At 63.7% G+C, this 15681-nt stretch carries 14 protein-coding genes; 4 read left to right on the plus strand and 10 right to left on the minus strand.

Annotated features, from left to right (window positions below):
- The first annotated feature begins 85 nt into the window (after positions 1–85).
- Entirely contained in the window at positions 86–1027 is a 942-nt protein-coding gene (locus NKI85_RS21220) for a hypothetical protein (RefSeq protein WP_352777814.1), read from the plus strand.
- A 45-nt stretch (positions 1028–1072) separates the two neighbouring features.
- On the opposite strand, the gene NKI85_RS21225 is transcribed toward NKI85_RS21220, so the two are convergent.
- The 6 genes from NKI85_RS21225 to hisS form a co-directional block, all read right to left on the minus strand.
- On the minus strand, positions 1073–1996 hold the full coding sequence (locus NKI85_RS21225) for a LysR family transcriptional regulator (RefSeq protein ID WP_352526385.1): 924 nt from the start codon (positions 1994–1996) through the stop codon (positions 1073–1075).
- 191 nt (positions 1997–2187) lie between these two features.
- Positions 2188–3291: a calcium:cation antiporter gene (locus tag NKI85_RS21230; protein WP_352526384.1), complete on the minus strand. Its 1104-nt coding sequence runs from the start codon at positions 3289–3291 to the stop codon at positions 2188–2190.
- A gap of 73 nt (positions 3292–3364) precedes the next feature.
- On the minus strand, positions 3365–5131 hold the full coding sequence (locus NKI85_RS21235) for an AMP-binding protein (RefSeq protein ID WP_352526382.1): 1767 nt from the start codon (positions 5129–5131) through the stop codon (positions 3365–3367).
- 422 nt (positions 5132–5553) lie between these two features.
- Positions 5554–6252, minus strand: coding sequence for an ATP phosphoribosyltransferase (gene hisG, locus NKI85_RS21240; RefSeq protein WP_352526379.1), 699 nt, complete (start codon positions 6250–6252; stop codon positions 5554–5556).
- Positions 6249–7367 (minus strand): ATP phosphoribosyltransferase regulatory subunit, encoded by a 1119-nt coding sequence (locus NKI85_RS21245; protein WP_352777817.1) that lies wholly within the window; start codon positions 7365–7367, stop codon positions 6249–6251. Before NKI85_RS21245 ends, hisG begins: the two co-directional genes overlap by 4 nt.
- 207 nt (positions 7368–7574) lie before the next feature.
- A complete protein-coding gene (gene hisS / locus NKI85_RS21250) occupies positions 7575–9134 on the minus strand; it encodes a histidine--tRNA ligase (protein WP_352777819.1) in 1560 nt (519 codons plus the stop codon).
- 210 nt (positions 9135–9344) lie between these two features.
- On the opposite strand from hisS, the gene NKI85_RS21255 reads away from it, so the two are divergent.
- Positions 9345–9599, plus strand: a complete 255-nt coding sequence (locus NKI85_RS21255) for a hypothetical protein (protein WP_352526373.1) — start codon at positions 9345–9347, stop codon at positions 9597–9599.
- A 169-nt stretch (positions 9600–9768) separates the two neighbouring features.
- Here the strand turns inward: NKI85_RS21255 and NKI85_RS21260 are convergent, their stop codons facing one another.
- Complete coding sequence (locus NKI85_RS21260) at positions 9769–10404, minus strand: DNA-3-methyladenine glycosylase I (protein WP_352526371.1); 636 nt, start codon at positions 10402–10404, stop codon at positions 9769–9771.
- 228 nt (positions 10405–10632) lie between these two features.
- On the opposite strand from NKI85_RS21260, the gene NKI85_RS21265 reads away from it, so the two are divergent.
- The gene (locus tag NKI85_RS21265; RefSeq protein WP_352526369.1) at positions 10633–11367 is read left to right on the plus strand and encodes a L,D-transpeptidase; all 735 of its coding nucleotides are present in this window, start codon (positions 10633–10635) and stop codon (positions 11365–11367) included.
- A 276-nt stretch (positions 11368–11643) separates the two neighbouring features.
- Positions 11644–12564 carry a bifunctional 5,10-methylenetetrahydrofolate dehydrogenase/5,10-methenyltetrahydrofolate cyclohydrolase gene (locus NKI85_RS21270; protein WP_352526368.1) on the plus strand — a complete coding sequence of 307 codons (921 nt, stop codon included), beginning with the start codon at positions 11644–11646 and terminating at the stop codon, positions 12562–12564.
- Positions 12565–12577: 13 nt separating this feature from the next.
- Here NKI85_RS21270 and glcF read toward each other — a convergent pair whose 3' ends face one another.
- From glcF to NKI85_RS21285, 3 genes are all read right to left on the minus strand, one after another.
- Positions 12578–13909, minus strand: a complete 1332-nt coding sequence (gene glcF / locus NKI85_RS21275; protein WP_352526366.1) for a glycolate oxidase subunit GlcF — start codon at positions 13907–13909, stop codon at positions 12578–12580.
- A 69-nt stretch (positions 13910–13978) separates the two neighbouring features.
- Positions 13979–14368 carry a DUF4870 family protein gene (locus NKI85_RS21280; RefSeq protein WP_352526364.1) on the minus strand — a complete coding sequence of 130 codons (390 nt, stop codon included), beginning with the start codon at positions 14366–14368 and terminating at the stop codon, positions 13979–13981.
- Complete coding sequence (locus tag NKI85_RS21285) at positions 14365–15621, minus strand: FAD-binding protein (protein ID WP_352526362.1); 1257 nt, start codon at positions 15619–15621, stop codon at positions 14365–14367. The genes NKI85_RS21280 and NKI85_RS21285 overlap by 4 nt, the downstream gene beginning before the upstream one ends.
- Between the last annotated feature and the right edge of the window lie 60 nt (positions 15622–15681).

Raw genomic sequence — 15681 nt, forward strand, 5'->3', positions numbered from 1 at the left:
GCGATTTCTCAAGGCGCGCGCGGGGTTCTAGAGCGGTGACATCAACCGATCGAAAGGAACCCCAATCATGATCTCTCGCTCTCTATTGGCTGGCGTCGCCGCCATAGCTTTCTTCAGTTTTGCATCGCCATCGATGGCCGGCTCCACGGCTCAGGGTATCTCGTTCACCTCCGATGAGAGTTATCCGGAAAGCATCTCGTGGTCGGCCAAGCAGGACACCTTCATGGTCGGCTCGGTGCGTCATGGCCTAGTGGCGAAAGTCGACGAAGCTGGGAAGTACACGGGGTTCGTCAACGACGCGAAATTGGTTTCCACGGCGGGCCTGCTAGTCGACGACAAGCGCAATACGCTCTGGGTGACGAACTCCGATCCGGGCGTCGGCGATCGCACCAATGCGACGACCCAGGGCAAGCTTGCGGGGGTGGCCACATACGATGCCACGACCGGCCAGCCTCGGGCCTACTACGATCTAGGCAACCTTAGCGAAGGCACGCATTTTGCCAATGATATCGCGCTCGACGCCGATGGAAACGCTTATGTGACCGACAGCTTTGCCCCGATCATCTACCGGATCGATACGGCAGGCAAGGCGACGACCTTTGCGCAGGACCCGCGCTTCAAGGATGGCGATGGCTTCAGCCTGAATGGCATCGCCTGGCACAAGGACGGTTATCTGCTCGTTGGCAAATACAATACGGGTGAGCTGTTTCGCGTCAGTATCGCCGATCCCGGCAAGGTCGAACTGGTGAAACTGCCCGAGCCCCTGACGGGTGCCGATGGCATTCAGCTGATCGATGACCAGCACCTCGTCATCGTGCAGAACCTTGGCGTGGGTCGTACCGTCGAACTGGTTTCCACCGACGGGTGGGCCTCGGCAACAGTCGTCCGGCAGGAAGCCAGCATCATGTCGATGCCGACGGCCGCCGCGATTGTGGGCGATGACATCTACGTGCTGAACTCGCGACTCGATACACTGTTCGACCCCGCTGCCGACAAGGTCGGCGACTACCTGCTTCAAAAATTCTGATTGCACGACATGGGGTGGCCGGAACGGGTGCGCGGCGTCCGGCCACTACTCTTCGTGACTGCTGCGAGCGCTTTGCATCACCAGCTTGCGCAGCCACATGTGCGCAAGGTCACTGCGCATCCTCGGGTGCCAGAACAGGTTCATGGCGAACGGCGAAAGTACCAAGGGCGCTTCGAACAGATCAAGGACCTGAGCGAAGCGCCTCAGGAAACGCCGGGGCAGAGTGCAGATCAGATCGCTGTTCGCCAGAACGAGGGGGGCCAGGGCGTAGCTCTGGATGGAGACCGTCACGTTGCGCTCGCGGCCAATCTCCGCAAGCGCGTCATCGATCATCCCTGCAAAGTGCCCGCCGCTCGTCGAAATGAGCAGATGGTCGAGGGCACAGAACTCGTCCAAGGCAATTGGTCCCTTGCCCCGTGGATGGCCGTGCCGCTGGGCCGTGACGAATTCCTCTTCGAACAGTTTTTGCCCGATCAGACCACCCGAGCCGTCTTCCGCGGCCCCGATGAAGAGATCGACGTCGCCCTGCTCCAGGTGCTCGACGATCCTCGGCTTGTTGGGCACTGTAAAAGCGACCTTTGCGTTGGGAGCTTGGGATTTGAACCGCGGAATGAGGTCCGGAGCCAGGATCGCCGCCGGATTGTCCGTTGCGGCAATGCGATAGACACGTTTGCTTGTCGCAGGGTCGAACAGATGGGCGGTATTCACAAAATCGCTCAACCGCTCGAGCAGGCGCGTGAGTTCGGCCTCAAGCGCCAGGGCGTGAGGCGTGGGGGTCATCCCCCGTCCGGACGCCGCCGTGGTGAAGAGTGGATCGTTCAGCAACTGGCGCAGCCGGGTCAGGCGGGCCGACAAAGCGGATTGGGTGATGTTCAATCTCGACGCCGCATGGGTGACGTTCTGGTGCTTCAACAGCGCGTCTAGTGTCAGCAGCAAGCCAATGTCGAAATCCGATAATCGTTGAGTCAATGGGGCCTCGCAACAGTAGGCGACATTCAATCGATAGCGATCTCTAGCACGGCTTCTGGCTCGGTCCTGTCATTAGCTGTTTCTAACGTCTGGCGGCCTTGTTCTTCTGACGTTGTGCTACATTAATCCATGCATGACAGCGGCGTGTTCGACCGCACATTGAGCGGGCAAGCTCACCTCGCCCCACGCCCTCACGGCACAAATATCAAAAACACATAAGTAAAAAACACCACCAGATGCACCAAGCCGGTCAAGAACGTCGTTCTCTCCGTGCTAAAGCTTACATTGCATATGAAAAGCGCCAGAATCAAAAGCACCGTGTCGGTCGACGGCAGCCCCAGGGTCAGCCCTCTTCCGGTCAGCAGGCTGGCGGCGGCGATTCCCGGTATTGTCAAACCGATTGTGGCGCAAGCCGAACCCATCGCGACATTCAAGCCGCGCTGCAGCTCGTTGTTGAGTGCGGCACGAACCGCTGAAATGGCCTCCGGCATCAAGACCAGCCCGGCGATCATTGCGCCGACAATGGCGTCGGCCTGGGTCACCTGGTAGGCGATGAGCGCATCTTCGACGCTTGCGGCGACTTGCTCGGCCAGCATGACAATGCCGATCAGCCCGATCAGCAGGAGCACGGCGCTGGCGGCGAGGCTTTCGTGAGCGTCGGTTCGCGTCGAAATGCCGTGCGCTTGTCCGTCGATGAAATCGTCCCGGTGGCGGACAGTCTGCGCGAACAGAAAACCGGCATAAAGCAGCACTGAAAGGACGCTGACAAAGCCAAGTTGAGCCGCCGAGAATGTGCCAGGATCCGTGGTTCGCGTGTAGGTCGGCAGAATAAGCGTCATGACGCTGAGCGCGACCAGAACCGCCAGATAGGCGCTGGTCCCCTGGCGGACGATTGCCTGCTTGCGATGACGCCAGCCGCCAAGCGTGAGACACATGCCGACAACGCCGGTGGAGGTGATCATCACCGTCGAGAAGACGGACTCGCGTGCAAGCGTCGGGTTGTTCGCTCCATGCAGCATTATGGAAACGATGATCGACACTTCGATTGCCGTCACCGCAATGGTCAGCACCAACGTGCCGTACGGCTCGCCTACACGCCGAGCCACCGCCTCGGCGTGGTCGAGCACCACGAAAATCGTGGTGAACATGATCGCGCTCGAAAGCGCGCCGATAAATATCCTGGTGCTCAGCGACCCTTCGTCTACCGAGACCCCGCTGGCCTTGACCGCGACAGCCATCGCCAGGGCGGCCAGCGGCATTCCATAGGAAACCGCCGATCGTGCGAAACCACTCATTCAAGCCCCTTTGCAAACCCCGTTTCGCAAGCCCCTTCTGCGAACCCTGCGAAAAGCCTGAAGCGCTGCCCGCTCAAGCCGTCTTCTGCGTTACCAGCCCAAGCTCCGCCACCATGGCCTCGCGCATCAGGAATTTCTGCGGCTTGCCGGTCACCGTCATCGGCAACTCGGTGCGGAAGCGGATGTAGCGCGGGATCTTGAAATGGGCGATCTGGCCGGCGCAGAACGCCTTGATCTCCTGCTCCGTCGTGATCTGGCCCGGCTTGAGCACGATCCAGGCGCAAAGCTCCTCGCCATATTTCGAGTCGGGAATGCCGAACACCTGCACCTCCTTGACCTTGGGGTGGCGATAGAGGAACTCCTCGACCTCGCGCGGATAGACGTTCTCGCCGCCGCGGATAACCATGTCCTTCACCCGGCCGACGATGTTGCAATAGCCCTCTGTATCGATGGTGGCGAGGTCGCCGGTGTGCATCCAGCCGTCGGCGTCGATCGCCTCGCGGGTCTTCTGCTCGTCGTCCCAATAGCCCTTCATCACGGAATAGCCGCGCGTGCAGAGCTCGCCCGGCGCGCCGACCGCAACGGTGGCGCCATCGGCGTCGATGGCCTTGACCTCGACATGAGGATGGACGCGGCCGACGGTCGAGACGCGTTTTTCCAAGGGATCGTCGACGCTGCTCTGGAACGAGACCGGGCTGGTCTCAGTCATGCCATAGGCGATGGTCACCTCAGCCATGTGCATCAGCGACACCACCTTCTTCATCACCTCGATCGGGCATGGCGAGCCGGCCATGATGCCGGTGCGCAGGCTGGAGAGATCGAAGGAGGCGAAATCCGGATGGTCGAGCAGGCCGACGAACATGGTCGGCACGCCGTAAAGCGCGGTGCAGCTTTCCGTCGCTACCGCCTTCAACGTGGCGCCAGCATCGAAGCCCTCGCTGGGGAAAACCATGGTCGCGCCCTTGGTGACGCAGCCCATCGTGCCCATCGACATGCCGAAGCAGTGATAGAGCGGCACCGGGATGCACAGCAGGTCGTCAACGGTGAGCCTGATTGCCGAGGTGACGAAATTGCCGTTGTTGACGATGTTGTTGTGGGTCAGCGTCGCGCCTTTGGGCGCACCTGTTGTGCCGCTGGTGAACTGGATGTTGATGGCGTCGTCCGGTTTCAGCCCTCCGGATATCCGGTCGAGCTTGTCATGCTCGTCGCGCCCGGCCATCGCCAGCACGTCAGCGAAATTGAACATGCCCGCAGAATTCTCCTCGTCCATGCGGATGACGATCTTCAACGCCGGCAGCTTGTTGGCGTCGAGCTTGCCGGGCGCAGCCTTTGCGATCTCCGGCGCCAGCGTCTCAATCATGCCGAGATAGTCAGAACTCTTGAATGTGGCGGCGGTGACCAGCGCCTTGCAGCCGACCTTGTTCAAGGCATATTCCAGTTCGACCAGCCGGTAGGCCGGGTTGATGTTGACCAGGATCAGGCCGATGCGCGCGGTGGCAAATTGCGTCACCAGCCATTCCCAGCGGTTCGGCGACCAGATGCCGACGCGATCGCCTTTCTCGAGGCCGAGCGCCAGGAAGCCGGCGGCGAGGGCATCGACGGTCTCGGACAGTTCGTCCCAGGTAAAGCGCTTGTCCTGATCGACGAAGACGGCGGCATCCAGCGTGCCATATTTGCCGACCGTATCGGCAAACAGCGCCGGGATCGTCAGGTTGAGCAGCGGCACGCTGCGCTCGCCCGAGACATGCGCCGTGCCGTCGACCGGCGCAATGAACGAGCCGCCACTGCGCTTGCCGCGCAGGTTGGTTGCATTCTTCAACTCGTCGAGATTGATCGGCATCGCCGTGTCCTCCGCAGACAGGCCGAGCCTATCAGCCCGGCAGGACGGTGGAAATCCCGTCGATGGTACGGTTGGGAGGTTGGAACGTGAGGGATGGCGCCGAAAATAAAAAACCCGCCTCGGCGGGCGGGTCGTCGGCGCCAATTGGCACCATAGCGAGATTAGTAGCATAGCTGCCGGCACAAAGCAAGAACAACGTTGCTGCGCTTTAGAGAAAATTGCTTCAGGCGCCAGCGGCCAAGCTGCTGATCTCCCCCTTGAGGGGGAGATGGCCGGCAGGCCAGAGGGGGTCGTCTCGCGTGGAGCTCCAGCCTGTTCTGTTCGTTAGGAGAGTCGCGTCAAGACGTACCGACCCCCTCTGTCGCCTTCGGCGACATCTCCCCCTCAAGGCGGGAGATAAGCAGCTTCGCCGACGGCGAAAGCTATCTCTCCACCGATGCCATCCTGGCCGCAATATCGCGCAAAGTCACCTCGTCGGCCGCCGAACGCTGCTTTCTCGAAGCGACGAGACAAGCCTGCGACCGCAGGATAAGGCCGTCGGCCAGCACCTTGAGATGGTTGGCGCGCAGCGTCGAGCCTGACGTGGTGATGTCGACGACGATATCGGCCAATCCGGCCGCCGGCGCGCCTTCGGTGGCGCCGAGGCTCTCGACGATGCGGTAGACCTGGATGCCGTGCTTTTGCGAAAAGAACTGCTGGGTCAGGCGCCAGTATTTGGTGGCGATGCGGAGCCGCCGGCCATGGCGCTGGCGGAAATCGGCGGCGACGTCGTCGAGGTCGGCCATCGTGTCGACGTCGAGCCAGATGTCGGGCACGGCGACGACGACATCGGCATTGCCGAAACCGAGGCGGGCGATGATTTCGGCGCGCGTCTCGCAATCGGCAAGGTTTTCGCGCAACAAATCCTCGCCGGTGATGCCGAGATCGACCGAGCCCTGGCCGATTTCGCTTGATATCTCTGAGGCGGACAGGAACGCTATTTCGACGCCGTCCATGCCTTCGATGCGGGCGCGGTATTTGCGCTCGTCGCCGGGCAGGCTGACGGCGAGCCCGGCCTTGGCCAGCACTTGCAGCGCCTGCTCCTTGAGCCGGCCTTTCGACGGCAGCGCCAGCGTGATCATGGCGCCTTCTCCCGCAGTGCCTCGATGCGGTCGAGCCAGACGGAAAAGCCGACGCCGGGGATCGGTGTTTTTGCGCCGAGCAGCGTCAGCAGCCGGTCGTAGCGGCCGCCGCCGGCCAGCGGCCGGTCGCCGCCCTTCGCCGCGACCTCGAAAACCAGGCCGGTATAGTAATCGAGCGGGCGGCCGAAGGCGGCGTCGTAGCGGATTGTTTTCGCCGGCAGGCCGAGCGCTTCGATTGCCGCGGCGCGTGCCGAAAAATTCTCCAGCGCAGCCCCCAGCGAAAGGCCGGCATCGGCTGCAAAGCTTTCGAGCGCCTGGGCGGCGTTATCGAGCGGCACGTCGATCGCCAGAAAACTCTTCAGCGCCGCAAACGCCTCGTTCGACAGCCGCACGCTGCGCAGCTCGGCCTTCTCGATCAGCCGCCGCGCGATTTCGGACGGCGAACGCCCGGCCGATGCCGACAGCCCGGCCTGTTCCATGCCGCCGGCGATATGGGCCGAAAGAGCTTCCAGATCGCCGTCGAGGACAAGCGCAGCCACCGCGCCTGCCAGCTGGCTGTTGCGCGGCGGATTGGCGAGGTCGGCAAGGGCTGCTTCCAGCATCGGCGCCGAGCCGAAGGCCCGCGCCAGCCGCATGCGCCAGCCGCGCGGCAGGCCAAGCGCTGCAAGCACCGCCTCGAAAATGGTCTGGTCGCCGAGCGTGACCGCCAGTTCCTGGCCGGGCAGCACCAGCGAAAGCAGCGCATGCGCATCGGCCAGCGAACGGGCGTCAGCCTGCGGCGTGTCGCGGTCACCAAGATCCTCGATGCCGGCCTGGAAGAACTCGTTGCCGCCCTCGCGGCGCTGGCGAAACACTTCGCCGAGATAGGAATAGCGGCGCGGCGTACCGGCCTGGCTGGCGATGTGGTCGAGGCAGACCGGAATGGTGAATTCCGGCCGCAGGCAAAGCGTCTGTCCGGTCTCGCTTTCGGTGAGAAAGATGCGGCGCCGCAAATCCTCTCCGGCCATGTCGAGGAAGGGATCGGCCGGCTGCAGCACCGCGACCTCGACGGCATGGGTGTTGCGCGCGGCGAAGAGCTTGGCGATGTCGGATGCGATGGCGGGGCGGGAGGTCATGGCAGGCGCCCTTCCCTTCTCCCCTTGTGGGAGAAGGTGGATTGGCGCGCAGCGCCAAGACGGATGAGGGGTGCTGGAAGAAATGAGGCGTTGGCGTCCCCTGGAACACCCCTCATCCGACCGAGCTTCGCTCGGCCACCGCCCTGGGGCGAGCCACGTGTCTCGCCCCGTCCTTCGGACCCCACAAGGGGAGAAGGGAGCGGCGCCCTACTTGCCACGCGCCGGCTCCCCGGACTGCGCCGCCAGTATCTTCTTCACCTCGGCGACCAGCTCGCTTTCCGCCACCGTCACCTGCGCCGGCCGTGCCGCGCGCCATTCGGCGTTGTCGGCGATCTCGGCCGACATCCGCGCGCCTTCAATCAGGTCCTTGATCTGCACCTCGCGCTTGGCGCGTTCGTCGCCGCCCTGGATGATGGCGACCGGGCTGCCGCGGCGGTCGGCATATTTCAGCTGCGCCTTCATGCCGGCGCCGCCGAGATACATTTCGGAGCGGATGCCGGCGGCGCGCAACTCGGCCACCATCTTCTGGTAGCGGCCGAGGCTTTCGGTGTCCTTGTCCATGGTGAGCACGACGACCGGCGCGATCACATCCGACGTGTCGAGCTTGCCGAGGTTCTTCAGCGCCGTCATCAGGCGCGAGACGCCGATGGAAAAGCCGGTCGCCGGCACCGGCTCGCCACGGAAGCGCGAGACGAGCCCGTCATAGCGGCCGCCGCCGCCGACCGAGCCGAAGCGGACGATTTTTCCCTCTTCATTGGGGATTTCGGCCAGCAGTTCGGCCTCGTAGACCGGGCCGGTGTAATATTCGAGGCCACGGACGACGGAGGGGTCGATGCGGATGCGATCCTCACCGTAGCCGCTTTGGGCGACCATGGTTCTTATCTGCTCCAACTCCGCAAGACCCTCAACAAACGAGGCATTCGTTATGCCCAGATGTTCGAGTTTCCTTTCCTCGACAAGATTGCTGAGCCCTGGGGTGATAGATCCCAGTGTCTGGACAATTTTTTCGGGATCATGCTGCGCCATGACTGTGAAATAGCTGATGACAACGTCGATTTGCGCATTATCCAGCCCGGCGCCCTTGGTGAAATCACCGCTCTCGTCCTTGCGCCCGGCGCCCAAAAGCAGACGAACCCCCCCGACGCCCTGCTTGTCCAGCTTGTCGATCGCCCGCAGCACCTGCAGCCGGCGGCCAGCGTTCTCGTCGCCACCAAGCCCGATCGCCTCCAGCACGCCGTCGAGCACCTTGCGGTTGTTGACGCGGATGACGTAGTCGCCGCGCTTGATCCCCAGCGCCTCCATCACGTCGGCCATCATCATCGCCATCTCGGCATCGGCGGCGACGCCCGGGGTGCCGACCGTGTCGGCGTCGAACTGCATGAACTGGCGGAAGCGGCCGGGGCCGGGCTTCTCGTTGCGGAACACCCAGCCGGAGCGATAGCTGCGATACGGCTTCGGCAGGCGCTCGAAATTTTCGGCAACGAAGCGCGCCATCGGCGCGGTCAGGTCGTAGCGCAGCGACAGCCATTGGTCGTCATCGTCCTGGAACGAGAACACGCCCTCGTTCGGCCGGTCCTGGTCGGGCAGGAATTTGCCCAGCGCATCGGTGTATTCGATCAGCGGCTGATCGACCGGCTCGAAACCGTACAGCTCAAAGACCGAGCGGATCGTCGCCATCATCTTCTCGACGGCACGAATGTCGTCGGCACTGCGGTCGACAAAACCACGCGGCAGCCGCGCTTTCATCTTTTCGGATTTGTCGGCCATGGGATGGGGTACTTTGCTAAAGCAATCGATGACTTATTTCGGGTGGGCGTGTCCTACCGATGCAGCCCGGAGAAGGCAAGCGTTTGCACTTCTTCCTTCTCCCCTCGTCGCGGGAGAAGGCAAGAAGCTGAAAACAATTGCGCCATGCGCGCGGCATCGTGCCGACACAATCCGGGCCGATAAGCGCGCCGAAACAAGGGGTTCGGGGCCATGGCCACGCTACAAAAGTTCGACATCATCGATAGCGGCGCACGCGAAGTCCCGGTCCGGCTGCGGCCGGCCGATGGTCATGCGCCGAAGACGACGAAGCAAATCGCAGGACCGTTCGAGATCGCGGCGCAACAGCGCAACGGGCCGACCATGCGCGACGTTCTGATGACCGGCCTGCTGGTCATCTATCCGGTGTTCGCTGCGCTGGCAGCCATCCTCGCCGGGCTTTTCCTGGCCGGCATCGGCGGCGTCTGACAGCGCCTCTTCCTTCTCCCCCCTGTGGGAGAAGGTGGCCGAGCGAAGCTCGGTCGGATGAGGGGTGTTCCAGCGAACGCCAACGCCTCATTCCTTCCAACACCCCTCAACCGTCTCGGCGCTACGCGCCGATCCACCTTCTCCCACAAGGGGAGAAGGCAAGGGGCGCTCACTTCGGCCGCTTGAACGCTTTGCGCTCCGCCTCGACCGGCTCGCGGCAGACGCAGCCCTCGAGATGGTCGTTGACCAGCCCCATGGCCTGCATGAAGGCGTAGACGGTGGTCGGGCCGACAAAGCTCCAGCCGCGCTTCTTCAACTCCTTCGAAATGCGGACCGAGACCGCCGTCGTCGGATTGGCGCGCAGATGGGCGAGATCGACGATCTCGGGCCGCTCGCCTGGGCCGGGCTCGAACTTCCAGAACCATGCGGCCAGCGAGCCGGCCTCGTCGATGAGTTCGCGGGCGCGTTTGGCGTTGTTGATGGTCGAGACGATCTTGCCGCGATGGCGGATGATGCCGGCATTGCCGAGCAGGCGTTCGACATCCTCGTCGGTGAAGGCGGCGATCTTGTCGACATCGAAGCCGGCGAACGCCTCGCGGAAATTGTCGCGCTTGCGCAATATGGTCAGCCAGGACAGGCCCGACTGAAAGCCTTCGAGGCAGATCTTTTCGAACAGCCGGCGATCGTCGGCGACCGGCCGGCCCCATTCGTTGTCGTGGTAGTGCAGATAATCCGGCAGATTGCCGTGCCAGAAGCAGCGGGCGACCCCGTCGGGACCGGCAAGCAGACCTGTCTTTTCATCCATGGCGGAATTCCGTTCGTTGATGTGTCTTGGCGTTAACGCGTTTTGACGCTGTCTTTACCGCGGCTTTACCAGATTCCTGAACCGGGCGGTAACCACACCAAAAGGTTTACTGACAGATCGGCATTTTACGCATTCCGATTCATGTTTCGGTTGCCGCTTCGCGCCCAATGTCCTGGAAATCGGGGAGGCTTTGCGCCCCGGCATGTTCGACGATCAAGGTGCGATCCGATGAAGATATTCCTGTTCCCACTGTTCGGCGCCGCGGCCGTGCTTGCCGCCGGCGCCGCCAATGCCAACGACCGCTATGCCGAGAGGCCCCCGGTGGTGGTCAGCCCCGACCTTTCGGCGCCCTGGGTGCTGCAGCTCGGCCATGCGCCGGGCATCGTTCGGCAGAGCCGGCAAGAGGTGCAGCCGCAACGGCGCTATCAGCGGCAAGCGCAACCCGATCAATTGCGCACGGCAGCGGTGCGGGCGCCGGCCAAGCGCCTGGTCATGCGGCCGCAGATCGATCCCGTCTATTTGCCGCAGCAAGTCGCCTATGACGGCCCGCAGAAGCCGGGCACGATCGTCATCGATACGAGAGAGAATTTCCTCTATCTGGTCGAGAAGAACGGCAAGGCGCGGCGCTATGGCGTCGGCACCGGCAAGCCGGGCTTCGAATGGTCCGGCACCCACAAGATCTCCAACAAGCGGGTCTGGCCGGACTGGCGACCGCCGGCGGTGATGATCGCCCGCGAAGCGGCCAAGGGCCGCTATCTGCCGACCTATCTCGCCGGCGGCATGGAAAACCCGCTCGGCGCGCGCGCGCTCTATCTCGGCTCGACCGAATACCGCATCCATGGCACCAACCAGCCCTGGACGATCGGCGGCGCGGTGTCGTCGGGCTGCATCCGCATGCGCAACGAGGACGTGGTCGATCTTTACGAACGCGTGAATATCGGAACAACGGTGGTGGTGATATAGTTGCCGCGATGAATCATCTGGTCTAGAAAGACATTAGCTTTGGCTTTCTGAGGCCAGATGAATGGACAACGGGGGACGGGCCGTGTGGGGATGCGGCCAGTCACGAAAGGGCAGCGCGGCAAGCCGTGCTGCCCTTTTTGTTTCCGCCAGCGAGAATTGACGGGACGATTTCGCCGGCACGTCGCGCGACGGGCATGGCGGTTCGCTTTTCGCGCTGCCTTTTCGCGGTAACGTTGCTATGTGGCGGCTAAAGTCCCAGACAGAGGCCCTATCTCGATGTCCCTCTCCGATGACAGCCGCTATCTCAGAGGCGGCCCGGTTGCCCAACGCATCATCGCCGGCGTGCGCGAGGACGCGGCGATCGCCACCGCCGAAGGGTTTCCGGCCAAGCTGGTGTCGATCACCGTCGGCGACACCGCGGCGGTCGACGTCTATGTCCGCAACCAGCGCGCCAAGGCCGGGCTGGCCGGCATCGGCTTCGAGGAACGGCGCTTTGGCGCCGACATCACTGCCGGCGAACTGGAAGCGGCGATCCACGGCCTCAATGCCGACCCGCGCGTCACCGGCATCATCATCCAGCGGCCGGTGCCGGTGCACATCCCGATCAAGACGCTGCAGGCGGCTGTGCATCCGCTCAAGGACGTCGAGGGCATGCATCCGGCCTCGATCGGCAACATCGTCTACAACCAGCTCGATCTGGCGCCCTGCACGGCGGCGGCCTCGGTCGAGTTGCTCAAGGAAACCGGGCTCGACCTCAAGGGGCTCGAAGTGGTGGTGGTCGGCCATTCCGAGATCGTCGGCAAGCCGATCGCCTTCCTGCTGATGAGCGAAGGCGCGACGGTGACGGTGTGCCATCACATGACCCGCTCGGTAGCGGCACACGCCCGCCGCGCCGATGCACTGTTCGTCGCCGTCGGCAAGCCGCGGCTGATCAAGGCCGACATGGTCAAGCCGGGTGCTGCCGTCATCGACATCGGCATCAATTCGGAAATCGGGCCGGACGGCGAGGGCCGCATCGTCGGCGACGTCGATGCCGAGAGCGTCAGGCATGTCGCGTCGTGGATCACGCCGGTGCCGGGCGGCGTCGGCCCGATCACCGTGGCGATCCTGCTGCGCAACACCATGGTGGCGCTCAGCCGCCAGCGCGCCCGCTACCAGGCAACCTACGGCACCGCGGACAGGCTGGCGGCGGAGTAAACCAACCGGCGCATCACTCGGCCGCGATAACCGCCCTGTCTTCGGCGACGCCTTCCGGCTTCGACCCGCCATAAGCCCAGTCGAGCAGCTTTATCGTATGCACGACGGGCAGCTTCGCCGCCGAAGCGAGTTGGGTGATGCAGCCGATATTGCCGGTGGCGACGATTTCCGCACCGGTCGCCTCGATATTCCTGACCTTGCGGTCGCGCAGCGTCGCCGAAATCTCGGGCTGCAGGATGTTGTAGGTGCCGGCGGAACCGCAGCACAAATGCCCTTCGCGCGGCTCGCGCACGACGAAGCCGGCTCTGGCCAGAAGCTCCTTCGGCTGGCGGGTGATCTTCTGGCCGTGCTGCATCGAGCAGGCGGAGTGATAGGCGACGACCGTGCCCGGCTTGCGAACCGGCTCGGGCAGCTCGAGGCTCACGAGGTATTCGGTGATGTCCTTGGCCAGCGCCGAGACCCGCGCCGCCTTGTCGGCATAGGCCGGATCGAGGCGCAGCATGAAGCCGTAATCCTTGATGGTGGTGCCGCAGCCGGACGCGGTGATGACGATCGCGTCGAGCCCGCCTTGGTCGATGGCGCGCGTCCAGGCGTCGACGTTCTGCCTGGCCGACGCCAGGGCGGCCTCCTCGCGGCCCATGTGATGCACCAGTGCGCCGCAGCAGCCCTCGCCTTGGGGCACGACAACCTCGACGCCAAGCCGGGTCAGCAGCGAGATCGTGGTGTCGTTGATGCCGGGATCGAGCACCGATTGCGCGCAGCCGGTGAGGATGGCGACGCGGCCATTTTTATTCGTGCCCTGCCCCGCATGGATGCCCAGGGAGGCCATCGGCGATGCGACGGGGATCGACGCCGGGGCGAGCCTGAGCATCGCCGCCAGCGGCTTCAGCGCCGGGATTTTCTCGAACAGCCCGGCAAACGGCTTGCCAAGCCTGGCCAGTTTGAGGGCAGCGCGAAAACGCGAGGGATAAGGCAGCACGAAGGCCAGCATGGCGCGGGTCAGCCGATCGGCCAGCGGACGCTTGTAGGTCTCCTCGATATGGGCGCGGGCGTGGTCGACCAGATGCATGTAGTTGACGCCCGACGGGCAGGTGGTCATGCAGGCGAGACAGGACAGGCAGCGGTCGATATGGGTGACGATCTCCTTGTCTGCCGGACGGCCGTTTTCCAGCATGTCCTTGATCAGGTAGATCCGCCCGCGCGGCGAATCCAGCTCGTTACCGAGCGTCACATAGGTCGGGCAAGTGGCCGTGCAGAAGCCGCAATGCACGCATTTGCGCAGGATCTTTTCCGATTCCGCGACATGCGGATCGGCAAGCTGGGCAAGCGAGAAGGAGGTTTGCACGCCAAAGAGTCCTTACCGTTTGAGCATGATCTTCTCCGAAAACCGGTTCCCACTTTTCGGGATCATGCTCTAAAGTCCGAGGAACCAGCTTTCCGGGTTCTTGACCGGCTCGCCGCGCTGCAGCGCCTGCAAGCCGAGAATGCAGCGGGCGATGAACCAGACGGCGACGGCGAATATCAGCACGACACCGATGACCACGACCATCAGCAGCGCCGAGATCAGTGCATAGAGCAGGCCGATCCAGAACGTGCGGATCAGGAATGTGTAGTGGCTCTCGACGAACCCGCCGGCCTTGCCGCGGTTGATATAGGCGAGGACGATGCCGGCAATACCGGTGACGCCGATGACAAAACTGGCAAGGTACAAGATGTAGATGACCAGCGCGTTGGTCGGACCGGGCTGCAGCCAGCGGTCGGTCTGGCGCGGTGCATCGTTTTGACCTGGATTGATATCGCTCATTGTGCTCCTCCCTCGATTGTCGGGGCGAGAGTAGCAGAGCCTGCGCCCGGCGCCATACGGCCGGGATTGAGGATATTCTTCGGGTCGAATTCGGCCTTCAGCCGCGCCGACAGTGCTATCAGCGGCGGCGGCTGCGGTTCGAACACCGGCACGGCGGCGCGGTGCGAAGGGGCAGCGCGCACCAGCGTCGCATGGCCGCCGCCATGTTTTTGGATCAGGCCGCGCAACAGGCTGGCCTCGGGATCGTCCTGCTGCATGCGCAGCCAGATCAGCCCGCCCTGCCAATCGTAGAAGGCGTCGACCGCGGCCTGCATGCGCAGCGCCAGCACCATTTGGTGAGCCTGCGACGGCGCCATCGAGACGCGCCACACCGGCCTTTCGCTGCCGTCGGCGAACGGCGCGCAATCGCGGACATCGCGCCAGACCGAATACGAGACCGAACCCGAAATCTCTTGCAGTGGACCGGCGTTTTTCAGCAGGTCTTTCAGCGCGGCGATGCGGTAGGCGACCGACGGGCCGAACCCCTCGATGCGCAGCAGCGTCGCCGCATCGCTGCCGAGACTGCCGCCGGCGACCCTAGCTGCGACTCGTTCGGGAAGATGGGCGGCGCTCGACACTTCCGCGCTCGAGCCGAGCGCCAGTGCCATGGCGGCGGTGGCACGATCGTCGAGCAGGCCACGGATGGCGAGCGTGACTTCGGTCTCGGCTGAGGGCAGCACCTTGAAGGTGACGTCGGTAAAGACCGCCAGCGTGCCCCAGCTGTTGGCCATCAGCTTGGACAGATCATAGCCGGTGACGTTCTTGACCACACGGCCGCCGGACTTGAAGGCCTCGCCGCGCCCGGAGACGGCCGCTATGCCGAGGATATGGTCGCGCGCAGCACCGGCCTTCAACCGGCGCGGGCCGGAAAGGTTCGCGGCCAGCACGCCGCCAATCGTGCCTTTTCCCGGCTTTCCGCCGAGCAGCGGGCCATAGTCCATGGGCTCGAAAGCCAGTTGCTGGCCGCTTTCGGCAAGCAGGCTTTCGATCTCGGCCAGCGGCGTGCCGGCTTTTGCCGACAGCACCAGCTCGGCCGGCTCGTAGAGCGTGATGCCGGACAGGGTCGACAGGTCGAGCGTATGTTCGCTCTGCGGCGGACGGCCAATGCCGCGCTTCGAGCCGTGACCGAGGATTTCGAGCAGCGATTCTTCGGCGGCTGCCCAGGCGACGGTGGAGAGAGTTTCCGCGGCGGTGGAGGGGGTGAAATTGGTCATGAGGAGAAAGCGCCAGCCCCAAATGCAGATATGCCGTGATCCTTCGCGCCCCTCTCTGTC

The organism is Mesorhizobium sp. M0571, assembly GCF_040320985.1.
Taxonomy (GTDB): domain Bacteria; phylum Pseudomonadota; class Alphaproteobacteria; order Rhizobiales; family Rhizobiaceae; genus Mesorhizobium.